Origin of the sequence: Mobilisporobacter senegalensis, from assembly GCF_003752155.1 — a bacterium.
Lineage (GTDB): Bacteria > Bacillota > Clostridia > Lachnospirales > Lachnospiraceae > Mobilisporobacter > Mobilisporobacter senegalensis.
Genome location: NZ_RJVG01000002.1, coordinates 207,815 through 234,745, shown reverse-complemented (window position 1 = coordinate 234,745; position 26,931 = coordinate 207,815). Strand labels below are relative to the sequence as shown.

18 protein-coding genes are annotated in these 26,931 nt (G+C 33.8%); 5 read left to right on the top strand and 13 right to left on the bottom strand.

Features of this window, described 5'->3' with window-relative positions:
- The first annotated feature begins 12 nt into the window (after positions 1-12).
- The gene (locus EDD66_RS03820; RefSeq protein WP_123608238.1) at positions 13-2,085 is read left to right on the top strand and encodes a methyl-accepting chemotaxis protein; all 2,073 of its coding nucleotides are present in this window, start codon (positions 13-15) and stop codon (positions 2,083-2,085) included.
- Positions 2,086-2,303: 218 nt separating this feature from the next.
- A complete protein-coding gene (abc-f, locus tag EDD66_RS03815) occupies positions 2,304-4,223 on the top strand; it encodes a ribosomal protection-like ABC-F family protein (protein WP_123608237.1) in 1,920 nt (639 codons plus the stop codon).
- Between the two features lie 113 nt (positions 4,224-4,336).
- Here abc-f and EDD66_RS03810 read toward each other — a convergent pair whose 3' ends face one another.
- From EDD66_RS03810 to EDD66_RS03795, 4 genes are all read right to left on the bottom strand, one after another.
- Positions 4,337-4,813: a hypothetical protein gene (locus tag EDD66_RS03810; protein WP_123608236.1), complete on the bottom strand. Its 477-nt coding sequence runs from the start codon at positions 4,811-4,813 to the stop codon at positions 4,337-4,339.
- A 129-nt stretch (positions 4,814-4,942) separates the two neighbouring features.
- Positions 4,943-5,785 carry a carbohydrate ABC transporter permease gene (locus EDD66_RS03805; protein ID WP_123608235.1) on the bottom strand — a complete coding sequence of 281 codons (843 nt, stop codon included), beginning with the start codon at positions 5,783-5,785 and terminating at the stop codon, positions 4,943-4,945.
- Positions 5,785-6,699 (bottom strand): carbohydrate ABC transporter permease, encoded by a 915-nt coding sequence (locus EDD66_RS03800; RefSeq protein WP_207667744.1) that lies wholly within the window; start codon positions 6,697-6,699, stop codon positions 5,785-5,787. The genes EDD66_RS03805 and EDD66_RS03800 overlap by 1 nt, the downstream gene beginning before the upstream one ends.
- 135 nt (positions 6,700-6,834) lie before the next feature.
- Positions 6,835-8,169, bottom strand: a complete 1,335-nt coding sequence (locus EDD66_RS03795) for an ABC transporter substrate-binding protein (RefSeq protein ID WP_123608234.1) — start codon at positions 8,167-8,169, stop codon at positions 6,835-6,837.
- Positions 8,170-8,325: 156 nt separating this feature from the next.
- Between EDD66_RS03795 and EDD66_RS03790 the strand changes: the two genes are divergently transcribed.
- Positions 8,326-10,083 carry a sensor histidine kinase gene (locus EDD66_RS03790; protein WP_123608233.1) on the top strand — a complete coding sequence of 586 codons (1,758 nt, stop codon included), beginning with the start codon at positions 8,326-8,328 and terminating at the stop codon, positions 10,081-10,083.
- Positions 10,076-11,653, top strand: coding sequence for a response regulator transcription factor (locus tag EDD66_RS03785; RefSeq protein WP_170164242.1), 1,578 nt, complete (start codon positions 10,076-10,078; stop codon positions 11,651-11,653). Before EDD66_RS03790 ends, EDD66_RS03785 begins: the two co-directional genes overlap by 8 nt.
- 110 nt (positions 11,654-11,763) lie before the next feature.
- Here EDD66_RS03785 and EDD66_RS03780 read toward each other — a convergent pair whose 3' ends face one another.
- Both EDD66_RS03780 and EDD66_RS03775 read right to left on the bottom strand, forming a co-directional pair.
- Positions 11,764-13,995 (bottom strand): glycoside hydrolase family 3 C-terminal domain-containing protein, encoded by a 2,232-nt coding sequence (locus EDD66_RS03780; RefSeq protein ID WP_123608231.1) that lies wholly within the window; start codon positions 13,993-13,995, stop codon positions 11,764-11,766.
- 113 nt (positions 13,996-14,108) lie between these two features.
- Entirely contained in the window at positions 14,109-16,250 is a 2,142-nt protein-coding gene (locus EDD66_RS03775; RefSeq protein ID WP_123608230.1) for a glycosyl hydrolase, read from the bottom strand.
- 262 nt (positions 16,251-16,512) lie between these two features.
- Here EDD66_RS03775 and EDD66_RS03770 point away from each other — a divergent pair, with 262 nt between their 5' ends.
- Positions 16,513-17,646, top strand: a complete 1,134-nt coding sequence (locus tag EDD66_RS03770) for a hypothetical protein (protein ID WP_123608229.1) — start codon at positions 16,513-16,515, stop codon at positions 17,644-17,646.
- A gap of 112 nt (positions 17,647-17,758) precedes the next feature.
- Here EDD66_RS03770 and EDD66_RS03765 read toward each other — a convergent pair whose 3' ends face one another.
- From EDD66_RS03765 to EDD66_RS03735, 7 genes are all read right to left on the bottom strand, one after another.
- On the bottom strand, positions 17,759-19,447 hold the full coding sequence (locus EDD66_RS03765; protein ID WP_123608228.1) for a methyl-accepting chemotaxis protein: 1,689 nt from the start codon (positions 19,445-19,447) through the stop codon (positions 17,759-17,761).
- Positions 19,448-19,479: 32 nt separating this feature from the next.
- Positions 19,480-20,286, bottom strand: a complete 807-nt coding sequence (locus tag EDD66_RS03760) for a Cof-type HAD-IIB family hydrolase (protein ID WP_123608227.1) — start codon at positions 20,284-20,286, stop codon at positions 19,480-19,482.
- A gap of 27 nt (positions 20,287-20,313) precedes the next feature.
- On the bottom strand, positions 20,314-21,090 hold the full coding sequence (locus EDD66_RS03755) for a response regulator transcription factor (RefSeq protein WP_123608226.1): 777 nt from the start codon (positions 21,088-21,090) through the stop codon (positions 20,314-20,316).
- Positions 21,068-22,801, bottom strand: coding sequence for a sensor histidine kinase (locus EDD66_RS03750; protein ID WP_123608225.1), 1,734 nt, complete (start codon positions 22,799-22,801; stop codon positions 21,068-21,070). Before EDD66_RS03750 ends, EDD66_RS03755 begins: the two co-directional genes overlap by 23 nt.
- A gap of 48 nt (positions 22,802-22,849) precedes the next feature.
- Positions 22,850-24,508: an ABC transporter permease gene (locus EDD66_RS03745; protein ID WP_123608224.1), complete on the bottom strand. Its 1,659-nt coding sequence runs from the start codon at positions 24,506-24,508 to the stop codon at positions 22,850-22,852.
- 1 nt (position 24,509) lies between these two features.
- Positions 24,510-25,619 carry an ABC transporter ATP-binding protein gene (locus tag EDD66_RS03740; RefSeq protein ID WP_123608223.1) on the bottom strand — a complete coding sequence of 370 codons (1,110 nt, stop codon included), beginning with the start codon at positions 25,617-25,619 and terminating at the stop codon, positions 24,510-24,512.
- 115 nt (positions 25,620-25,734) lie between these two features.
- Positions 25,735-26,823, bottom strand: a complete 1,089-nt coding sequence (locus tag EDD66_RS03735) for an ABC transporter substrate-binding protein (protein ID WP_123608222.1) — start codon at positions 26,821-26,823, stop codon at positions 25,735-25,737.
- Positions 26,824-26,931 lie beyond the last annotated feature (108 nt).

The following is a 26,931-nucleotide window of genomic DNA, read 5'->3' as shown; positions in this document are numbered from 1 at the left end:
AGTATTCTCTCTATGAAATCTATTAAAAACAAATTAATCCTCGTAACTCTTATTTTAGTTTTAATCCCTTTAATTGGATCAACTGTTTTAGGATTTACTCTTAGTTACAATGAATTAAAAGGACAGGCAATCCAAAATCAGACAAAATTAGCTGATTCCGTAGCTGATAATGTTCTGTCTTTTGTAGATAAGGCTTATTCCTTAACAGAGCATTTATCTGTCAGCGACTCTATTACAGATTTTAATCCCACAGCCCAGTCCAATGCACTTGCTGGCACAGTAGAACGTCATCCCTATTTTGATTTATTATATGTACAAGGAACAGATGGTATGCAGACTGCCAGATCTGCCGGTGAATTAGGAGACCGTTCAAGTCGTTGGTGGTTTACCAAAATGATCGATGATAAAACTCCATTTGTCAGCCAGTCATATTATTCTCTTAGTGGAAACAAGCCTGTGACCTCTATATTTTTTCCAATAAACCAAAATGGAAGCTTTAAAGGAATTATGGGCGCTGATCTAAGCCTTGATGCATTACAGCAAATTGTGGAAGAAAAAAGTCAAGATGGAAGTTATACATATATTATCGATGGTGAAGGGGTCGTAATTGCCCATCCTGAGAAAACTCAGGTTTCTGAATTATATAATTATAAAACACTTCAAAAAACAGTACAGGTCATGGATGCACAAGGTAACGTAGTTCTTGATGCTGATGGCAATGAAACCACGGAGGTTCAGCCAATTGAAGTAGCAAAAGAAATTCAGACAATTACCACTAAAGTATTAAGTGGAGAATCCGGTACATCAGAATACAAAGATCTAAAAGGTGATGAAGTCATTAGTGCATATGAGAGTATAAAAATACCTGGTGAATCTGCTCCCTGGGCTGTAATCACTGTTCAAAAACAATCGGATGCATTATCGATCATCAACAATATGCAAAACAGAAATATTATAATGATTGCAATACTGATACCTATAGTCATTCTTATTACTTATTTTATTTCAAGCAGTATAACCAAGCCTATTGTAAATCTGATGAAGCTTATGGAACAGGCAAACCAAGGTGATTTGACGGTAAAAAGTAACTATCATTCAAAAAATGAATTAGGAAAACTAAGCAATAGTTTTAATTCTATGATCATGGGAATGAAAACTTTGATTGAGGAAATACAAAAAACCGCACTAGAAGTCAGCCACAGTTCCAATATGCTGGCTGCTACAACGGAAGATACTGCAAAAGCTACAGAAGAGGTTGCAAAAACAATTGTAGAAGTAGCAACCGGCGCCAACAATCAGGCTCTTGAAGCAGAGGATGGTTCAAAGGAAGTACAAAGGCTTGCTGCTGAAGTAGATAATATGACTTACTTCATTGAAGAAAGCAGTACATCTTCAAAACAGGTGAATGAAGCTAACAAAAATGGTATGAATACCATTATGCTACTAGAAGAGAAGAACAAAGAAAATAACCGGGTTACAAATGAATTATTAAATGTTATCGAAAGCCTAAAAGACAAAGCAAATACTATTGGCCAAATCGTTGAAACCATTACTTCTATTTCGGAACAAACGAATCTCCTCTCATTAAATGCCGCAATAGAAGCTGCCCGTGCCGGAGATGCGGGAAAAGGATTTGCTGTCGTCGCAAGTGAAGTCAAAAATCTTGCTGAAAGCAGCGCTGCATCCAGCAATGATGTTAAAGATATTATTACTTCAATTCAAAAAGATATACTAAAAGCACAACAGACAATGGAGGAAACAGAAAAAGTAATACAGGCACAGAATGAAGCTGTCAATAATACAAAAGAATCCTTTGTCTCAATAGATAAAGGAGTTGAAAATATTGTATCTAAAATCAGCAATATCACAAACTCTTTAGACCTTGTAATTGAAAGTAAAACAAGAGTAATGACTATGATTGAACATGTGTCCGTCGTTTCAGAAGAAACTGCTGTTGCTGCCCAGGAAGTATCTGCTGCAACAGAAGAGCAAAATGCTGCATCGGAACAAGTAAATGCATTAGCAGAAGAAATGAATGAAATGGCTAAACACATGGAATCTGCAGTGAAAGCTTTTCAGATTTAGTATATTACAAATCCAGATCAAATAAATCCCAGATCCATAATATTGGATCAAAAAATATTTTATATCAATTGTTCCACATTATGAAATGTTCCTTCTCTTAAGTGAAATATTCTTATAGAGAAGGAACTTTTTTGTCGTATTCGCTGGTCTTTACTTAATTTTATACCTATGTTAAAATTAAAACATTAAAATATTTTGTTACTAGAAAGAGGACTACCATGATTTTGGCATGTAAAAATATAAGCAAAGCATTTGGAACAAATCAAATATTAAAAAATGTCTCTTTTCATATCAATGAATATGAAAAGGCTGCAATTGTTGGTATAAATGGTGCAGGCAAATCTACCCTTCTTAAAATAATCGTAAATGAATTAAAGTCTGATGAAGGTGAAGTTATCTTTGCCAAGGGAAGTACCATAGGATATCTGTCCCAGCATCAGGACTTGGATTCTAAGAATACGATATATGATGAAATGCTGGAAATAAAGCGGGATATCATAGAGTTAGATGAAAAAATACGTCAATTGGAAAAAGATATGAAGCTGGTGTCTGGTAAAGAGTTAGAAAATATGCTGAGCACTTATACAAGGTTGACTCATGAGTTCGAATTAAAAAATGGTTATTCTTATAAGAGTGAAATTACAGGTGTTCTGAAAGGGCTTGGGTTCCCGGAAGAAGATTTTGAAAAATATGTAAATACCTTGTCCGGGGGACAAAAGACCAGAATAAGCCTCGGCAAACTACTCCTCTCTACTCCCGATGTTATTTTATTAGATGAACCAACCAACCATCTGGATATGGAATCTATTGCCTGGCTTGAGAATTATCTGCTTAATTATAAAGGCTCTGTAATTATCGTGGCTCATGATCGATATTTCCTAGATAAAGTAGTATCTAAAGTAATTGAGATCGACCATACAAAAGCCGTATCCTATGAAGGTAATTATTCAGAATATGCCAAGAAGAAATCTATGTTACAGGATGCCATGCTAAAACATTATCTGAACCAGCAAAAAGAAATCAAACATCAGGAAGACGTAATTGCTAAATTACGCTCCTTTAACCGGGAAAAATCAATCAAACGTGCAGAAAGCCGGGAAAAGATGTTAGATAAAATAGAACGTATTGAGAAACCAATTACCCACGAATCCCAGATCGCAATACGTTTGGAGCCAAATGTTACAAGCGGCAATGATGTTCTTACTGTAGCGAATCTAAGTAAATCTTTTGGAAAAGAACCACTGTTTACAAGTCTTAATTTTGATATTAAGAGAGAAGAAAAAGTTGCAATCATAGGTAATAATGGAACTGGCAAAACAACAATACTTAAAATTATAAATGGTGTTGTTCCATCAGATACTGGAGAAATCAAGCTTGGTGCAAAAGTTAAAATCGGCTACTACGATCAGGAGCATCAGGTTCTTAGTATGGAGAAAACTTTATTCGATGAGCTGCAGGATACCTATCCAAATCTGGATAATACTACCATACGCAATATTCTTGCTGCATTTTTATTCACCGGGGATGATGTGTTTAAGAGAATTAAAGATTTAAGCGGTGGAGAACGGGGACGAGTATCCTTAGCTAAATTAATGCTATCCGAAGCCAATCTTTTAATATTGGATGAACCTACAAATCATCTGGACATTATGTCAAAAGAAATTTTAGAACGTGCAATAAATAATTATACCGGAACTGTCCTTTATGTATCACATGACCGTTACTTTATTAATAAAACAGCTACACGAATTCTTGATCTTACGAATAATTCCTTATTAAATTATATTGGGAATTATGATTATTATCTTGAGAAGAAAACTGAAGTTGAAAAAATGCATTTTGGTGATCCTGCAAATAATTCAAACATGATAATTCAGGAAGACGCCTCTGCTACAAAGCTTGACTGGAAACAACAGAAAGAAGAACAAGCAAAACTCCGGAAGCGTGAAAATGAATTAAAAAGAACGGAGGAAGAAATCCATAAGTTAGAAATGAGAAATGAAGAAATTGACGAATTACTAACGCATGAGGATATTTATACCAATGTTTCTAAGCTCATGGAATTAAATAATGAGAAGAAATCCATAGAATCAAAACTGGAAGAACTATTTGAACTTTGGGAAAGTCTGGTGGAATAATTCCTGGTCTTCAAGTATGACGCCTTGCATATCATTCTATAGGAATAGAGTGGATAAGTATCTTTTTATGTCACACTTAAGGATTCTAGTGTTGCTAATACTTTTCGGCTTGCTTAATACTCTTTAGGGCATCCATTTGCAACTGTCATAGTTGTAGCTATGACGGTTGCAATTGCTACAATGGCTCCTACTCCGGAAGCTATGGCAACTACTGCTCCTACTACCTCTAATGTAACTAAGGCTACAGTAAGTACATCATCTATGATATATTTACCACCTTCGTATTTATACCAGTCTTTTATATTCTCAATTCCATCTGTAACTGCCACTTCTATGGTATCCCCGATATCTTTCAGGTATCTTCCAAGTGCACTTGAATTCCCGATTTCCGTTCCTATATAGTTAAACCACTTTGTTACTATATTTTCTTTGATTCCATATGTATTTTTAAAGTCTCCTGACAGAGACTCAATTGCGGTCTTTACATTATTGTCAGCTGTGACGCAACTGTTCTTAAAGATTTCAATATTAGCTGCCAATGTTTCAAAATCTGTTTGTTTCTGTCTTAACTGTACTAACTTATCTCTCATTAACTGAAATTAATGGAGAAATTATTATGAATATAAAAGGAGCCTCCTGGTAAAATAATTATTACGTTATCATAATAATTATTTTACCAGGAGACCCTGAAATATTTAAGGCAAAGCGCCTTATATCAATTACCCCTTAACTGCCCCGGCTGCAATACCGTTAATAAATTGCTTCTGTAATATGGCAAACAGTATAATTAAAGGAATCGCACATAGAATACAGGAAGCAAACAGGATATTCCACTGGGCCGGATTTTCTTTATCTCCCAGGAACTGCAGCATACCTACCGGTAAAGAATACTGGTTGGATTTTGAGATAAATACCATTGGGAAGAAATAATCATTCCAAATCCATAGGCCCTGAGTTATGACAACAGATACAGTTGCTGGTTTTAATAGTGGAAATACCATATTGAAATATCTTCTAAGCAATCCTGCACCATCAATGTATGCTGCCTCTTCAATTTCTACGGGTATGCTTTTCATAAATCCAGTATATAAGAATACTGAAAAAGGCAAACTACAAGTAATAAACATAATCATTGGTGTAAATCTCGTATTTGGAATATTTAAAGTTCGAAACATCTGGGCAATAGGAACGATTACCATCTGGGCCGGAATTACCAGACCAGAGATAAAGAAATAATATAATCCTTTACTGAATGGAGCTTTAATTCTTGAAATAGGATAAGCCGCCATTGTTGCTATGAATACTACTGCCAATACGGACCCGCCAGTAGTCATAATACTATTTAGCAGCAGATGAGGATAATTCATTTTGCTAAATGCTGTGGTGTAACTTTCTAATGTAAATTGATCAAATAATACCAAAGGGGATTTCATATTCCCAGGAGATCGAAATGAACTTGATAAAATGATTACAAGTGGTGCTACCATAATGATAACAAATGCTATCAATGCGGCATACAATAATAACTTTTTAAAGGAGAATTTATTCATGCCCTTTTTCATTATAAATCAACCTCCTTTTTATTTAAAAATATTAGCATAAAGATCGTAATTAAAATGATCACAAAAAATGACGCAACACTAAACGCACTTGCTTTACCCATCATCTGATCAGTAAATGCAATTCGATATATTGTAAACATTAATGTATTTGTCGATTTACCCGGACCACCATTTGTCATGATAAATGAATAATCAAAAGCCTTCAATCCGGCGATTACATTTAATATTACATTAATTGTTATTGTCGAAGTTATAAGTGGTAATTTTACTTTCCTTAGTAATTGCCAATCAGAACAGCCATCTATTCTTCCTGCTTCTAATAAACTTGTATCAATTGTTTGTAAACCGGCAAGATAAATGATCATTGTAGTACCGACATTTTTCCAGATATCCACGAAGGAAATTCCATATAATGCAGTCTTATAATTTCCTAACAAATTAAATTTGGAGCCATCCAGTCCAATGAAATTAAGTAATGTGGCTATCATACCTGATTCCGGCATATATACATAGGACCAGATAAAACCAACTACGATTGCACTAAAAAGTGCAGGTATGAAGGTCGCTGTCCTGAAAAAAGTTTTTCCTTTAATTTTTACATCTAGAGCCATGGCCATGGCAAGACCAATAATATTACTTCCAATTACTATGATTATTGCATAAACTAAAGTATTTTTAATTGAATTTGCTAAAGTGCCTTCTTTAAATAAACGGATATAATTGTCAAGCCCAACAAAATCATAATTATAATTAATTCCATTAAAATTCGTTATACTGTAATAAAACAATTGCAATACTGGAAATATCCAGAATATGAGGAATAATGCTATTGCAGGTACAATAAAAAAATACATTCTTTTAGGCATTACCAGGGAAATATCATTACCACCGCTTTTTTTCTTAATTCTACTCAACTTCCTATCTCCCTTCTCTGTCTCACTTTGAAGGTAATCGTAAAATTCATTCAATCTCTGAATTCCTCACTTACCTGTTTTGAAAAGCAATAGCATACAAGAATAATCATGCATGCTATTACTTATTAATTCATATTATTCTGTGTATAATTCTTCAAACTTCATTTGCATGCCATTTGTAATATCTGTTACTTTTGTTCCCTGGCCACCAATCATTTCACTAAATAATGCCTGCATTTCCGTTTCTACACCTGCTGGCCAAGCCTGGTTACACCAGTAGAAAGCTTTACCTTCGTTATATAGATCTAAGAAAGATGTAAATAATGGATTGTTTTTATCAGTGCCATAACCATAAGTCACAACAACTCTGCCAGAATCAGCATATGCTTTATAAAGGTCTGATTCTCCATCATACCAATAGTCTAAAATTGCTTTTACTTCATCAGGATATTTTGTTCCTGAATAAATTGCCGGACCGGCTCCTGGTGCTACAGATGCATAAACATCTTCTCCTGCAGCATTTCCTGGTAGTGGAAAGTATCCTCTTTCAAAGTCAATAGCACCTTTTGCAGTAATTGCATTTACATTAAAGCTTCCATCAAAAGTCATGGCAGCTTCTCCATCGACAAATTTTTGAATTGCCTGAGTTGCACCTAATCCTAGAGAAGATTCTATAATATAACCCTTTTCATATAAGGTGTTATACATTTCTAAGACTTTGTCCCAAGTCCCTTCATCTGTAAATTTTGTCTCTCCTTCACCTAATTGATCATCGTAAGATGAATTCTTTGGATATACTACATTTGCCGCAAGCTGGTATAGACCAAATTGTAATACATAGGAGTCTTTATCTCCCATGACGATAGGTTGGATTCCTGCATTTTTTAAAACTTCACAAACATTTAAGAATTCATCCCAATTTGTAGGTACTTCTAAGTTGTTTGCTGCAAAAATATCTTTATTATAATATGTTCCAAGCATTGTAGCACCACTGGCGATACCGTATACCTTACCGTCATAGCTAAATGATTCTGAAGCTGAATCTCCGGCAAGTTTAATAGCATTCATATCGCTAAGATCAAGTAAGTAACCTGCTTTTGCTAAACCAATTACTGAATTTGAACCTGCATTCTTAGGTTGTACAAGAATAATGTCAGGAGCTTCTCCAGATGCCAATTTTGTTTTCAAAGCGGTATAATATTGATCATCTGGTAATTTCGTCACTTCTAAAGTAATGTTAGGAAACTTCTCTTTTACCAGTTTCGGTAATACTTCTGTTTCAAAATCATTCTCCGTCTGTACTCCGGAATACATCATCGTTAATGTAATATTCTCCTCTGTTACCTTCCCATCTTCTTTTGTCCCACTCTTATCTGCAGTTGATCCATTTGACTTTGAACCACAACCTGTAAAAGCCGATACAGTTAACGTTAGAACTAATGCTAATGCTAAAAATTTCTTTCGTTTCATTACCCTACCTCCATTAAATAAAATTTATATAGCCATTAACTATGGTCTAATAATAACATAAAAAAAGTATACTTTAATTGGCTCTTATGGTATATTATTATTAGATTTTTACTGTTGTTTTAGCAATTTTTTAGAATTATTTAAGGTGGTATCATATTGAGTTTAAAAAGTAGATTTCAAATAATCTTTCTTGCTATATCTATTATCCCGGTCATTCTGCTTACTGTTTTTATGTATTATCGGTATTCCATGCTGATCAATGAACAGATGACTGATGTCGTTAATAATGTCAATGAAAATGCTGTTAATTATACCAATGAAATGTTAGTAGAAATTGATAATATGACCGAATCTTTCGTTCTGCTTACAGAAGGACAATCTTCTATATTAGACGATATTAAAAAATTTTCATCCAAAGAAAAAGACTATACTACTTATGATTTGTGGAAGACCCGTAACAATATGAAATCCATCTGTCAACAATTAATCTATTCCAATGATTTTGTAAATGGTATTTTTATATTTTTACCAAATGGAGAAAATATCGGTTACGGTTATGGTAATGGAATTGATATTAAAGTTGGTTATACTCCCGCCCATGATTCATGGTATGAGAAGACTTTGCAAAAACAAGGAGGTATTTATATCAGCAATATCTCCGAGAAAGACTTTATCCTTCATACAAAGCCTTCCATCTCTTTTTCAAGGGCATTATATGATATTTATACTGGTGAATTTTTAGGGGTATTGTATATTGACTGCAGCCCGAAGGTATTCGACTTAAGCAGTTCAAATACCTTACCCAACACTGCTCTTTTATCTGTTACCAATGAAGAGAATATGCTGCTTTATTCAAATATTAATGATATTTCTTATAAATTTACAATGCAAAATTCGAAAGATGTGAAAGTATTTAAGGAGACAAATGATAAATATAATGTGACAGTTACTTGTGCTATTAACTTATCCAAATTATCAGAACAATTTACATTTACTAAAATGTATTTAATACTTTTTGCGCTGTTTTGTGGTGTGACTGTTTTAATTATTACAATAATCCTATCCCATTATTTAACTTCTCCTATCACAGCATTAAGCCGATTTATGGGGAATCATAAGAATCATAAATTAATAACCACAGAAAAATACTTGAACCGCAATGATGAAATTGGTATTCTATATAACGAATATAACAACATGATCGAAGAGATCAATCTGCGTATTAAAAATGAATACCAAAATAAATTAATTACTTTAGATTCCCAGATGAAATCACTGGAAGCCCAGATTAATTCCCACTTTCTATTTAATACCTTAGAATCAATTAATAGTATTGCAGAAATTGAAGAGGTTCCAAGAATCTCTACCATGTCACTCGCTCTTGGAAATATGTTCCGATATAGTATTAAAACTGATAGTGAGCTCGTTTCATTAAGAGATGAAATTCATCATATCAATGACTATCTATCCATTCAAAAAATACGTTATCCAGATCGATTCGATGTGAACTATCATATACCTGATGATTTAAAAAACAAAAAAGTATTAAAGTTAATTCTTCAACCTCTCGTTGAAAATGCATTAAATCATGGCTTTAATAGATGCTCTGTTACAGGTACGATAGATATCTACGGGTATACAAAGGAAAATAATATTATCATAGAAGTTATTGACAATGGACTCGGAATGGATAGTGACAACTTAAAGAATATACAGACCCTTCTGGCAAAACCAATAGAATTTACAGAAATGGGGCGTAGGGATAAACAAAGTATCGGTATTAAAAATATTCATTCAAGAATTCAGTTATATTATGGCATTGGATATGGTTTAACCATAGAAAGTGAAGAAAATAAAGGAACAACAATAAGAATACAGATCCCAATGATAGAAAAGGATGATATCAATGTATAGATATATAATAATAGATGATGAAGTTTTAACACGTGAGGGTACTAAGAAAAAAATCGGCACTTTGGATGGAAAAGTAACGTGTATCGGGGAAGCCTCCAATGGATTAGAAGGCTTAAAGCTTTTAGATGAGCTAAATCCGGATATTATTATTACTGATATGTATATGCCCGTTCTTGATGGCAGCACATTTTTAGTAAGGGCCAGAGAAAAATATCCTGATACTCCCATTATAGTAATTAGCGGCTATAAAGACTTTGAATATGCAAGACAATCTATCTCTTCTAACGTATTAAACTATATACTAAAACCGTTTTCAAAAGAAGATATCATAAATGCAATGGAAGAAGCAATTAAAAACATTGAAAATAGCCGGAAGACTACTGAACAAATCAACGATATGCGAAAGGAAAAAGAATATATTCAATATGATTATGATTTACAAATGTTAAAGTCCCTGATCCTTGGCTATCAGGCAAATGATGCAAAACTCTCTTCTGAAAAGATTAGATTTTTATTGGATAATCATAATTTTATTCTTTTTACAATTACATCAAATACGCCTTTAGATGAAATATATTTAAGCAATTATGCTAAAGAGAACGGATATGGTGATTTGGGATTATATCTTAATCATCTCCATGATAAAAATATAGGATTTTATATCTTGTGCTTTCCAGATAAATCACCATTACAGCTATCCAATACAATTCATCAGATAAGCACTCAGTTTATAGGACGTCTGTCAGAATCAGGACATAATATTGCAATCGGTATTTCTACCTTAACCAATGACATCTTACAGCTGCATCAGGCCTATAAAGAAACCATAGATGCCTTAAATAGCAGTAAGATAACAGATAGCAATATGTACTATATCTTCAATAAAGATATAAATAAATTACAAACAGTTCTTTGGTCAGGGGTCGATGAATTATATTTTAGAGTGGAATCAGGTGAATCTGATAAAGTTCTTGATTTGTTAAACGATCTGTATTCTTATTGCTTAAATAAGAATGACCTCACTTTGTATGACATAAAATATTATTTTTCAGAATTAATTCAGAATCTGAAAGGAATCCTTAATAATTATTTCGGTTCAGACCTAAAAACTAATTCAAGCAGTTTACAAAATATTTTTAACTCCATTTTTTCTTTCGAAGATTTAAAATCATATATGCTTCAATTTTTACTGAATATCACAAATAATATGAAAGGAAACAATGTATATAATATTGATGATGTAATAGAAAAAATAAAAATTTATGTCCAAAGAAACTATAGCAATAATTTATCTCTGGATTTTATAGCATCCCTTTTCTACATGAATCGAAGCTATATCAGCTATTTATTCAAAGAAAAAACCGGTGAAAAATTTATCGATTATGTAACTCATACCCGGATTGAAAAAGCAAAGCAGCTTTTAGAAAATTCAGATAAAAAAATGTATCAGATTGCTAAAATATCAGGTTATGACAATGTAAAATATTTCTTTCGTATCTTTAAAAAAGAAGTGGGATTATCCCCTGAACAATATAGGATCAAGTATCAGTCCGGGCACAAAGGATATTAAATACCAGGAATATAATATAAAAACCTTCAAATATTTTGATTCATATTTGAAGGTTTTTTACTTATTAATGACTTTTTATATCATTTGATTCACACTTATATACTAATTTTTTACTGTAATAATTTCTTATAGTCTACTTCTATCCCGACGAATTTCATTAATGAACGAAGCACGATACTTCCAAATAATGATTCTTCACTTTTTAATTCTTTCACATCAAGCCCTCTGTCATTGAGTCCTTTAATAACTAATTGGTATACTTCACTTGAAGGATCTCCATTTAAGAGAATCTCACGTACTGTTGTATTCTCTGTGATCTTTTTAGGTATATCTACAGTTCCCTTTACGGTGATTTGTGTTTTCAATCTGATATCATCAGAAGAAGAACCTATGAGTATTTGAAAAGCTCCTGTTTCTACATGCCAGTCACTTATCTGGCGGTTATAATAAGCAAATGATCTTTTATCAAGAGTAAATTTAACTTCTTTTACTTCATCCGGCTCTAATTCAATTTTTTCAAAACCTTTAAGTTCTTTTTCCGGACGTATAACACTGCTTTCCATATCCCTGACATAAAGCTGAATAACTTCTTTCCCTTTTACTTTCCCTGTATTCTTAACTTTTAATGTTACCGCCAGTTCTTCTGTGTCCAGGATTTCATTCTTACTAACTGTAATATCCGAATATTCAAAAGTAGTATAGCTCAGACCATAACCAAATGGATATGCAGGAGCTATTTCCTTTTTGTTGTAATAACGATACCCAACAAATAATCCTTCTGCATAAACTACTCTGTCTTCTTCTCCTGGAAAATTAAGATACGATGGATTATCACTTAATTTTTCCGGAAATGTCTCAGCTAATTTACCACTAGGATTTATGCCCCCAAATAAAATCTCTGAAATAGCGCCAAATAGAGCCTGTCCTCCTAAATATCCTTCCAGAATTCCTTTTACATATTGTCTCCAAGGCATTTCAATAGGAGCTCCATTGCATAATACAGCAACAATATTGTTTTGTACTTTGGAAACTTCTTTAAGGAGCTCTACCTGATTGTGGGGAATCCTCATATGTTTACGGTCATATCCTTCTGATTCATAGCGTTCAGGTAACCCAATAAATATCACTGCGACATCACAATCTTTTGCTTTATTTACTGCTTCCTCCATTAGTTTATTATCGATCTCATCGGATTCCAAATCAAATCCCGGCGCAAATTCTATTTTGGATCCTGGCGCCACAGCTTTTATTTGATATAATAGCTCGTCTACTTTATAGGCATTTACATGGGAACTTCCACCCCCTTGAAAACGTGGATTTTCAGCAAATTCACCAAGTACTGCTACTTTCATATCCTTTTTAAGGGGAAGAATGCCATCTTCATTCTTTAATAGTACCATGGATTCTTCTGCCGCATGCTTTGCGATTTCGTGATGATACTCAAGTGAAACTGCTGTTTCTTTTTTAGTTTCTATCGCCTGATATATAATATTCAAAAGCCTCTCTGCTGTTGTATCAACAACTTCTTCCGGAAGTTCACCATTTTTCACAGCACTTACGATCTCTTTATCGGAAATCCCAAAACAGCTTGGCATTTCAAGGTCAAGTCCGGCTTTCATCCCTTTTACCCTATCATTTACGGCACCCCAGTCAGATATCACAATTCCTTCGTAGCCCCATTCATCTCTAAGGACTTTAGTCAATAAATAATCATTTTCACTTGCAAAATCCCCGTTTACTTGGTTATATGAACACATAACAGTCCAGGGCTTTCCTTGTTTTATTGCTTCTTCAAAACTTGCAAGATAGATTTCCCTTAACGTTCTCTCATCTACAATCGTATCAATAGACATTCTGTTATATTCCTGGTTATTGGCCGCAAAATGCTTTACTGAAGTTCCCACTCCTTCACTCTGTACACCTTTAATATAATTAACAGCCAACTGACTGGATAGATAAGGATCTTCCGACAGATATTCAAAATTTCTGCCGCAGAGCGGAGAACGTTTAATATTAATTGCAGGCCCAAGAAGTATATTTACTCCATGGTCTTTACTTTCTTTTCCTAAGGTTCTTCCAACTTTATTCATAAGATCCCGATCCCAGGAACAAGCCAGGGTAGCGCCGGATGGAAAACATGTAGCAGGTACGCTGTCATTGATGCCAAAATTATCTGCCTCTTCATCTTGATAGCGTAATCCATGAGGTCCATCCGACATGTTTATATTTGGTATGTTTAATCGATCAACAGGCTTTGTGCTCCAAAAATCCAGCCCTGAACACAGGCTTGCTTTTTCTTCCAATGTCATTTCATTGATTAAATTTCTTATTTTTTCTTTCATATAGGACCTCCATTTTTAATCTCAAAACATTATAGAATATACTAAACTTACATCAATCGAAACCTAATTCTGATGGGTTTTGGACCCTGTCTGATTTTTAGGATGAATACTTATTATAATTTACATACAACAAAATAAGTCCTATTCTTTGGTATCGTTACTTTAATTTCATACCCACCATCTAATTTCTCATATTCTTTACTGCTAATAATTTCTCCAGTTTCAGGGATATAAATCTCCGGTATATCTACAGACTCCACAAAAATTTTCAAATCTTCCTCTTTCTCATTATAGTTGGTGAAATTTAATATTCTGAATCCGTCTTTTAAATATCTGGTGACCCCAATTCCATAAAGGGTTTCACCGTCATGAATATATGGGTCAATTAGTCTTGCCGGATAGCTTGATTTTGTATGGACAACTTCGTCTACTCCACAGGTTATTTCAAATGGCAGATGTATTGAATTTTTGCATTCCTCCACAATATCCCCAATTTTCTTTGCAATAGTGATCTTAGAGGCATCTAATTTTGGCAGCTCTTCTTTTGTCATATGCTTACCATTTTTATTTACCACATATTTTACATCACTATAATAAGAAATGACTTTACCTCCTGCTGCAGTAAATTCATTTAAAAAGGCAACCATCTTATCGGTTAGAACTTCCACTAAAGGTAATACAAAAACAGTAAACGTCTCACCATTTAATCGATTCAGGATTTTGCCGTCTTTCACTTCAAAATTGTCAATGGCATCAGAGCCTAAGATGTTAAAATCATAATTCTTATCTACTAATTTGTTGCATACAAGCTGGAACTGATTATCAATAAATTTAGCTTTTTCATCTGTAATAAATGGCCCTTCTTCCCAGAATCCAGTCTTAATATCCAAATCCGGTTCGAAATAATTCCAGAAAGTTTCCATTGGACTATATACTAAAATCTCTGCTTCACTGCACCCATTGCTTAGCATTTCACTCATTCTGGCTGCCATTTTTGCATACATCGGCATATGATCCCAATATTTCCACTGGTAAAAATAAGATGGTGGAAAATCTTCACTTCTCTCATCCCTGATGGAATAATAGAACCCATGCATCCAAATCAGATTAATTCCCTGTTGGAATAACCAGTTAGATATTTTAACCATGGATTCAAAATCCATATCCCAGCCCGAAGCACCAAAGGCTTCACAACTGATTCTTGACCTGCCATAATTATGGCTTGCACTAACTGCAAATTTACCATCTAAACTTCCTATTCCATTTCCAAGATGATCAATCGCCGGTACATGTAAATATTTATACCCACGGACCATATCTCCTCCAAAATAGGATTGTGTAGCTAATGTTTCCTCTCCTAAAAAGTGTGCAGTTGTCATAAGATCATGAGCTTCACACCAGTCATATATTTGTTTAAAAGTAGCCTCTGTATACATATCAGAAATTACATCATAATAATCATAACGTACATAAACAGATTGTTCTGTGTTATGAATTAGCAATGGAAGGTATGGAATGATATCATATCCTTTCCGTTTCCTGAATTCTTCCGGCAGAGTTTTGGTCCATACAAAAGCATTACAAAATCTGGTCTCATCCATAAAAATACCCGTTATGATTTTGCCAAATTCACCTTTAAAATGATCCGCATATTTCTCATGGGTCGTCTCAATAAATTTGCCGATTGCCTCTTTGCTTAAATAATCTACACATAATTTACCTATTGGTTCATACTCATCCACTGCAATGTAAACTGCATAGATAACAACCGTTTCCTTTGAAATGTATTCAATTTTATCATAATGAGAACTTAGTAAATCGATTTTCCTCCCATTAGGATCGTAAGCAGTCACATTAATATATTGTTTCCTGGTCAGGTCCAAACTATATTTTTTACCTGCTTCTAATTCCTGCTTCTCAAATTGGAGGAAATGTTCTCTATACTCTTCATCCATAGTAATAGTCCAGTTACAGTTTCCACTTGGCCAATTGTTTTCATCATAAAGCCATATTCTCATATTTTTCTTGCGGCATTCATTTATCGTATGATCAATGCGATCAAACCAGTCCTCACTTAAATATTCATTTTGCAGCCCGAATCTGGCATGAAGAACAGGCTGGTCCGCATGGATGCCATTCATCATATTCAACTGTTCCGTCGTTTTATTATCGGTTATAATATCATTCCAAAACCAAAAACCCCCAATGGTATAGTCCGGATCTCCTGTTGGATCTCTAAAAAATTCTTTATTCATGAGTTCTCACCTTTCCTAATGTTAATGCAATACTTCATGTATTTACTGATTCCTATATCAAGATAAATATACGTTATCATACTCTTAGTACACATTTGTTGCATTTTAAAGTATATTTTTGTTTGATATCGCTATAAATGTAATAATATGTAGGTTTATAGTCTGATATCCCTATTGTATTTAAAGGGGTTTTCCACTATAATTTTATGTAAATAATTACTATGTTTAGTATTATTTGTATAATAGTGAAAGGGAGAGAAATATGCACAAATTCAAATTATTCCTAGGAATTTTAGCTGCTTGTTTTTGTATTAATGTTTTACCACAAAATGTAACAGCTGCAGAAGTTCCAGCTTCAACCCCTCAAGAGAATACTGCTATCCAGCCTGTATCACTCGTAACCGGTGAAGAAGACACAACAACTTTTCAAAGCTACGATCTTGTAGTACCTGTATCTACAAAAACATTAGTCGTACCAATTAACATGGACTATAAAGGATTATTAAGTATTAAATTAACAGGTAAGGTAATCCCAAGCGGCTTAGATATCGGTCTGTATAGTGATGAAGCTTGTACAAGCATTGTCGGATATGCAAGATATTTAAGCAGTTCTTCAATGGAAGGTGACCTTGAAGCAAAAGTTCCGGCAAAAGGAACCTATTATTTAAAGCTCTCATTATCCAGTTATGCTGAAGCAGATGCTTCACTTACAATTACTCCATATTCTTTTAGCAGTGAGACTAAAACATTAAAGAACAAAGAATGGATTGGCAGTTACCCAATGTCTTATGATAGTCAGATCAGTCATAAGATAACTATTAGTAAACCTGGGTATATTATGGTGGAAGGTGCTTCTTTAGGAGAATATTCATCCTCCATTTCTGTAACCTTATTAAACAGCAAGAAAGCGAAATTATCCGATCTTGAGTACTTAAGTAAGACCCAGGGATATGCCACTTATTTCGCTGTTAAAAAAGGAACTTACTACATTAATGCCAAATCATCTGATGTTTACAAATTACGCTATTCATTTGTTGCGGTTGCAGAAAAACCAGGTTCAACCAAAGCCAAGGCAGTCACTATCGGCAAAGGAAAAACAGTAAAAGGTCTGGTTCAGGCAACAGATAGTACTACAAAAGCAGATTGGTATAAAGTAAAATTAACAAGTAAAAGAAAATTAGCATTTGACATTTATGCCAAATCAAATGAATCTATTACATTTGAGATTATTCCTGCCAGCAAAAATGTAATATTGTGGGGAAGCACGATTACATTATACGATTTTGAAGGTGGAGAGTATTCTACCAAAGAAACTATGCCTGTTGGAACTTATTATATTAAAGTTATAAAAAGAGCCAAAACATCTTCAGGATACTACACAATTAAATTTAGATAATAAGACAGCATAAATAATTAATTTCATATAAGGGAAAAGAGAGCATTTTCTATATGCTCTCTTTTCAGCTTAAATTCAAGGATTAACTACTATAAAAATTTTTAATGTTTTATTATTTCAGCTTCATACTTTGTAATAAATCTTTCAGGATATCTGCCTGAGCCGTAAGCTGTTCACTTGCTGCCGCACTCTCCTGTGCTGTGGCTGAATTTCCATGAATAATATCTAACATCTCTTTAATATCAGTTGAGACATGCTCAATAGCTTGTTGCTGGTCTTTTGTTTTTTCCAGTATCCTATGTACGACATTAGCAACAACATCAATTTCTTTTACTGCCTCTCTTAAGACTTCTTTTGTTTCTTTTGCTTCTATATTACCTCTTTGTACTGCTTCCAAAGTCGCTTTTATCATCATCTCAGACTCTTTTGATGCCATAGAGCATCGATCTGCCAAATGGGCAACTTCATTGGCAACAACAACAAAACCTTTTCCTGCTTCTCCTGCTCTGGCTGCTTCAATTTGTGCGTTAAGTGCTAATAAATTAGTCTGTTCAGCAATATCATTAATACTTTGCAAAATGGTGGAAATTTTATTGCTGGTTTCATTCATTGATTCCATTGCCAGCACCATATTGTTCATTCTATTCATACCAGTTTCAGCACTTTGTTTTGTAGATTGAGAAAGTTTATCTGCTTCTGCACATAATTCTTCATTTGCTTTTGCATTACCCGTGACACTAATTAGTTCTTGTGATATTTCTTCAATTGCAAAATATTGCTTTCCTGTACCTTCTGCAAGATTCACGGCACTCTCTGCTACCTGGCCTGCGCCGGCAAATACTTCTACAGATGCTGCTCCAATCTGTCGAAAGACATCATTTAAGAAGTTAAAAATTTTATTTAGTGATTTCTGAATTGGTTTAAAATCACCATAATATTCCTGATCCATTTCAACAGTTAAATTATTCTCTGCTATACTATGTAATTTATTAGATATATCCACAATGTAATTATTTAGTGAATCCACTGTATTCATAAGGCTTTTTGCCAATTGGCCTATTTCATTATCACCTATTGCCTGGATATCTATATGCAGATTTCCTTTTGCTATCTCCTTGGAATCAGCCGTCAATTGTCCCAATGGTGTACAAATGCCGGCAATTGTTTTATTCACTCTTTTAAAGGCCATCCATATTATAAATATACCAAGAATAAGAGAAATTATAGTTATCAAAATACTTATTACTAACACCTGATTACTTAATATTGACCCCTTACTGCTCATATACGTATATAATTCCCGAATAGATATATCCATATTTTCTGCTATCTGTACTGCTTCATCATTATATAATTTCTTAGAATTATATTTACTTTGATTCTTTTCATATTGAAGTATGTTGTCCTTTATACTCATATATTCTTCTAATAATTTTGTTATTTGTCCATAACTTTCTTTACTTTCCCGATTGATCATAATCGTTTCCAAAGCATTAGAATCCTCAATTAAATCAGTTGACATATTCTCAATTTCATATATAACATCCGATTGATTATCTGAACCGGATTCATAAACTAAAAATCTTAGTTGTGAATGCAAGGCATTAAATTCAAGCTCAAGACTACCTACCGCTCCCTGTCCTGATCCATACACTTTAAAAACCGACTTATTAATAAATGTTATGGTCAATATAAGTATAAGAAGCAGACATAGAAGAATTATGAATGAACCTAATGATTTTTGAAATGTATCTTTTAGTTCTATACTTACACTACGAGACTTCAAACGTTTTTTTATCATATTTTCCTCCCATTATAGAAATGAGTACTTTATCATTCGTTCATAATCCGGTATATAATATCTGCTATCGCATCTTCATCATTGCTGGCACTTATGTGATCTGCCATATCTTTTAAACATGAGAGTGCATTCTCTGTTGCAATACCTACATCTGCCAGCTGAATCATCTCAATATCATTATTATAGTCACCAACTGCGTAAATTTTATAGTCATCACCTATAGTTTTCTTCAGGTTCTTTAACATACTGCCTTTTGAGACTCCCAAAGGTAATATTTCTAAATAGATATCACTTGTAAATACCCTGCTTACCTTATCTGCAATATCAAATTGAAACATCATTTTTTCTACCAGTTTTAAATCTTTTTCACTTCCGCTGAATAAAATCTTAATCCATGGCTCATGAATTATATCTTCTATTTGTATAAATTGACCAGGTTGATGTCCTGCAACAACTTCAGGATCAGCCAATGCTTCCTTAGATACAAAATAGCACATATCGGTGCTATATATTTGCACCATCACATTCTGTACCTCTCTTATACAATATTGAAGAAAATTTATCAGAACCCGTTCGGGTAATAGATTTAATGCTATAAAGTTATTAGCCGTAAAATCATATAATGCTCCACCATTATACAAAATACAAGGAGCGCTAATTGGAACTTCATCCAGAAAATTTACAGAGTTCAATTGACTTCTACCTGTTGCTATCCCAAATTTTCCACCGTTATTCACAAAAAATTTTATGGCTTCTTTATTCTTTGATGATACTCTGCTATTGGAATCCAATAAAGTTCCATCCATATCACTTAATAATATCCTATTTGTGTATTTCATAATATTACCTGCCTTTTTACACTTTTATTATCTTCTTTTCTTTATAAAGCATGTTGGTGACATCAATGTATATCTTTTGAAAACCGTACAAAAATGTTTATAATCACTAAACCCCACCATGTCAGATATTTCATATACACGGTACTTACCGGTGTTTAATAATTTAATAGCTTGTTGTACTCTATAGCTATTTAACAAATCTAAAAAAGTATGCTCCGTTATATCTTTAAATTTACGACTTAAATAACTTGAGCTTACACCAAGTTCAGCGGCGATTGATTCAATACTTATTTTATCAGCATAATTTTCTTTTATTTTTTGTATTGCCTGAGCCACATAGCAGTTTTCTGAATTGTCCAGCGTAATGTAATAATTAAGATCCATACAACTTCCATTTTTTGAAGTTTCCAATACAAACTCCACCTCTTTATGATTATCTATTTCATCATGAAGAGCTTCCATTATGTTCTTGATTTTTATTTCATCCACTGGTTTAACTAAATAGTCATATGCTTTTAATTCTATTGCTTTTTTTGCATAGTCAAATTCAGTATAACTGGTCAGAATAATACTCTTAAATTTTGCATGACATCTGGCCTGGCGAATCATCTCTATCCCATCTAACTTTGGCATTTTAATATCCGTTATAACTACATCCGGTTGAAATTCAATTATTTTTTCCAAACCCTCTTGTCCATCAGAAGCCTCAGCAACAATGATGCAATCCATACTCAGCCAGTCGATGGTAAATACTAATCCCTTTCGAATAATATCTTCATCTTCAACTATGATAATTTTCAACATCAAGGCCACCCCTATTATCCTCATATTTTATTGGCATTACAACTTTTAAATATGTGCCAGTTCCTTGTTTGCTTTCAATCTGGATACCATATTCGTCACCATATTTAAGCTGTACTCTTCTATGAATATTAAATAAACCAAAATGATTGCTTTTGTTAGTTTTTTGTAAAAGTAATTGCTTCATTTCCTCCAATTCCTTTTCACTCATTCCGGACCCATCATCCCAACATGTCATTATCAAATTATTTCCTTCCATATATGCACTGATTTTTACTGTTAGTTGTTCCTTTCCCTCGAAACCGTATTTGATAGAATTCTCAATTAAAGGCTGTAAAATAAGTTTCGGAATGATACAGGACATAACATCTGATGGAATATCCATCGTATAATGAAAACGGCGGTTAAATCGATACTTTAAAATACTCATATAGTTTTCAGTATAATGAACATCTTCTTTCACTGTAACTTCTTCTCTCGTATTGCTTATACTATAGCGTAACAAAGTTGACAGACTGAATATCATATCGCTTGCCAGAGTAGAATCCAGTTTGCACATAAATCTGATATTCTCCAGAGTATTATATAGAAAATGAGGATTAAATTGGGATTCCAGCTGTTTTGACTGGGAAGAGCTTACCAGTTTCCCCATTTCCTTGTTATTCTCGATTTGTTCTTTCAAACTATCAAGCATCAGATTATAAGATTCCCCTATTATTTTAAATTCATCATTGCCTGAGATTTCTATATAAGTGTCCAGGTTACCTTCTTTTACTTTCTCAAATGCCCTGATGATCTTATATAGATCTTTCGTTTTGGAAGCCGCCATCTTTTTTGTACTTATGAATACCAGCAGGGTTATCATAACAAATACAAATATCAGTATAACTATTATATATTTAAAAATAGAAGCTATATTACTTCTAGAGGAAATACTATAAATATGGATCCTGTTATCTAAGATAGAATTTGAAGTAATGAAATATTTACCAACCTCATTTTCAATATTTCCGTTTGCTTTTTGTCCTCTTAAATCAAATCTCTGCAGAGTATTTAAAAAATCATAATTATTAGAAACATAAACCCACCCGTATTCATCTGTAATCACTGTTTGGGATCCAAATTTCGATAATTTGATGGCAAATTGTTTACTATCCAGCACAAAGACTACATATCCTTTAATGGTATTTTTTCTTATAATTGGTTTACCTATTACTAATTGCACAGAATCAGATGCGGTATCTTCTACTAGTTTAAGGGCCACTCTATCCGGATTCTGATTCATATTTCGAAATACGCCCCAGTTAATAAAATAATCTCCATCAAGAAATTCCGGAAGGTCTTTTGTAGCAGATATTATTGAATTCAGATTGCGGTCAAAGATATATAAATTAGCTTTTCGATCTAATTTGTTTGAGATTCCATAGATTCTTTCAAAAATCTGGACTCTGGAACTAACATCAATTTTACCGTCAATAATATTTTCTTGTTGTATTAATTCGTCAATCACTTCTGTATAAGCCAGAATCGTTGTCTCCAGATCAGTTATTATATCTTTATTATTCGTTTTATTTGTTTTTTCCATGGAATAATGCCAAGTTTCCCAAAATATCACAACACAGACTAAAGATAAAAGAAAAACGGGGATAATCGCATAAAGGAAAAGCATTTTACGTATATCATCTTTAAAGTAACTATGCTTATTATTCTTCATATAATTATCCCTCCCTTTTCATCGTGTCATTATTCTATCTGTCTTTTCCTATAAACTAATTTCTTTTTTCCCTGATAACTTAAAGAATATCAGTAATGAGGCTATCGTAGTCAGAGTCAGTATACTTGCTAAAGCTGCCGCTGTACCATAACTTGCCCTGATAACTTCTGTATATATGGAAACTGACATTGTCCTTGTATCACCTGTATAAAGGATAACGGATGCACTCAATTCATTAATTATGGTAATCCAGCTTAGAATTGCACCAGATAAAACTCCCGGCAGCATCATAATTGCTGTTACCTTAAAAAATGTTTTTAAGGGAGAATCACCAAGGCTGATCGCTGCTTCTTCCATACTTGGACTTATTTGATACAATATGGCTGCACTGGATCTTAATGTATAAGGCAGACGTCTTACTACAAAAGCTACTATTATGATAACAGCAGTACCGCTTAATAACAACGGCTTTTTATTAAATGCCAGCAGCAGCGTAATACCTAATACTGAGCCTGGAATGATATATGGAAACATAGTCATTGAATCAATCATACCTGTAAGGGGGCTTTTTTTTCTCGTAGTAATATAGGCAATGAACATTGCTAAAAGTACAATTATAATAATTGCAGTGAAACCAAACTTATATGTATTCAAAATAGGTTTTCCTAAATTATGAAAAATCGATTTATAACTTTCGAGAGAAAAACCGTCCGTAAACATTGCACCATTCGTTGCTTTAAAAGAAGTGTAGAATACGATTGCCTGAGGTATAATGGATAAGAATACAATGAAATAGATTGGTATGTGTAATAGCAGATTCTTTCCTCCATGTAATTGTTTTGCCTGGATTGGCCTGAGTGAACTCATTGTAAATGATTTTTTATTAACAACATATTTCTGGCCTAAGAACATAAATCCTGTGATAATAACCAGTATAACAGCAAGGGCTGCTGCAAAATTGGCTTGACCTCCCATTTCACTAATAAACTCATTGTAGATTAGAACCGGCATTACAGTATATCCTTCCCCAATTAACATAGGGGTACCAAAATCAGCCAACGCATTCATAAATACTAATAATGATCCAGCCAATATAGTCGGTGTGATCAATGGTAATATTACTGTTGTTACTTTTCTTATAGGATTGCATCCAAGACTCTCTGCAGCTTCGCTTAAAGAGGAGTCTACTTTCTTTAAAGCACCTGTCGTATATAAATAGATATATGGATACAGTTTTAATGTTAACACAAGTAAGATACCCCCAAAACCATAGATGGACGGAGTTTCAATACCGAACACACTGGCAAAGAACTTAGTAATAACACCGCTTCGCCCTCCAAGGATTATCCACGAATATGCCCCGATGAAAGGTGGGGATAGCATGGATATAATGATCAAAATATCTATAAGACCTTTGCACTTTACTTTATAAACTGTCGTCAGATATGCCAGGGGGGCTCCAATAGCCACTGCCAATAATGTGGTACAGGTTGTTACAAGAAAGCTGTGGCCCAGAGTGCGATAATAATATTTTTTCTGAAAGAATTTAAGGAAATTATTCAAAGTAAAATTTTGCGTACCCGGATCTTTAAATCCACTTAAAAATAAGGAGAATAAAGGATACACTAAAAAAATCGCAAAAACAATTACAATGATCAAAGTAATGATCGACCAAAAATCCAGTTTAAAGTGTCTCTTTTTATTCATTTTATATCACATCCTTTATTAAGCTTTTCTTGCCATCCTGAGTAAAAACGTTAATCTTAAGAACATTTGGTTTTAATATTATTGTTTCACCCACTTCATAGATTCTGTTTGATTGGCCTAGATCTTGTGAATATTCAATGGATGCCTGACCTTCCATTATCATAGAAGTATTAAGTTCAAGTTCGTAGTTTGTATGTTTTCCAAGAAAAGTCCGGTTCTTTATCTTTACCTTTAATCCCTCATTACCTGCTAAGAATTCTTCAGGACGTACTGAAACAAGGACTTCCATTCCTTCCACACATTCATCTTTTAAATGATCCATATAAAGTTTATAGCCATCTTTAAACTCTATAAATTTTCCCTGATTATCTTTATGTACAATGGCCAGGAATAGATTAGAGTGACCGATGAAAGTCGAAACAAAAACATTATTGGGGCGGGTATAAATTGATTCTGGTGTTCCTATTTGCTGAATGATACCTTCGTTCATAACCGCAATTCGATCTGAAATTGCAAGGGCTTCTTCCTGATCATGTGTTACATATACCGTAGTGATTCCTACCTGTTTCTGAATATCCCGAATAGCGCTTCTCATCTCAATCCTTAATTTGGCATCCAGATTGGAAAGTGGCTCATCCATCAAAAGTACACTTGGGTGAATTACGATTGCTCTGGCAAGAGCCACTCTTTGCTGCTGTCCACCGGATAACCTCTCTGGAAGCCGGTCCTGATAATCCCTGATTTTTACTACTTCCAACATATGGTCCACTTTTTCTTTCATTTGGACCTTATTCATTTTTCTTAATTTTAGCCCGTATTCAACATTCTGCCTTACCGTTAAATGCGGAAAAATTGCATAATTTTGAAATACCATACCTATATTCCTTTTATGTGCAGAAATGTCATTAATCACTTTTTCATCAAATTTTATCTGTCCGCCTTCAATACTATTGAATCCTGCAATCATACGCAGTAAAGTTGTTTTACCACAGCCAGATGGTCCTAATAGTGTAAAGAATTCTCCATTTTTAATTTGAACTGAAAGATCTGGGATGATGGTCACAGCCCCATATCTCTTCACAACATTCTCAATATTAATTGAATTACTCATAATATTTCTCCTTTATTCAGGGATTCGTTGAAAGAAGAAGCCCACAACAGAGTTGTGAGCTTTATCCTTAATCTGTTTGTCTATGTCAGCCTTAATATTATTAGTGATATTTATATTAGTAGCTTGTAAAGATATCGTTGAATTTTTCTAACCATTCTTCTTTCTTTTCAACTACTAATTCTTCATCATCATAAATAATATTCATTTCATCCTTTTGTAATAAATAACCCGGCGCAGGTACATCGGTCCTAACGGAACGACGATTTAACTGTTCCACAATAATAGTCTGTGCATCTTTCCCTGTAATGAAATCAATGAATTTTTTAGCATTATCCATATTTTTGGCGTTCTTAATAATGTAAACACCATCCGGTTTAGAGATAACCCCTTCTTCCATATAGACTAATTTAACCGGTGCTCCATCGGCAACATACTTTGCTCCACCTTCTTCAAAAGTAAGTCCAACTACATATTCACCATCCGCAACACCTTTGTATACTGCAGAAGAGCCACTTAATAATTTACCGTCAAGATTCTCACATAACTTTCCAACATAATCCCATCCCCCATCCGGGTCGCCTTTTCCCATTGCATAAAGCATATTAATAAGATGTTCATAAGAAGATGATGATTTGGAAGGATCTGCATGTGCAATTTTCCCTTTCAATGCAGGATTTAATAAATCTTCATAACCATTCACTTCAATGTCTCCAATTAAATCTGTGTTTATCATCAATACACTTGGAATGTCAGTAAATCTGGTAAGTGGTCCTTCTACATTCTTCATGCCATCCTGAATATATTCTTCATTCACGGATTGATATGATTCAAAAAGATTCATTTGAGGTTTCATCGTTGATAAGGAACCGCCCCAGAAGATATCGCCTAATGGATTCTCTTGTTCTGACTCCACTCTTTTTAAAAGTTCGCCAGTACCCGCTGCAATTACTTCTACTTTAATACCTGACTGTGATTCAAATTCACTTACCAGCGGATTAATAAATTCTAAAGGATGAGGGCAATAAATTACTAAAGAACCGGATGCTGCCGCATCAGCTTTTGTCTCCTCTTTCGAGGTATCCGTTTCACCTTTTGCCTCTGTTGTTTCACTCTTCGCTGCCTCTTTTTTGGTTTCGGATTTACCGCAGGCAGCCAAGCTAAGTAACATACATAGTACCAAACAAATTGATATAATTTTTTTCATTTTTTGAATCCCCCTTCGTTTTTGTTTGTACCATTATCTTAATCCAAATATAATTTTGAAGAAACCTAATTTTTAGTACAATTGTCTTAAAAAATGAACTAATAGCAA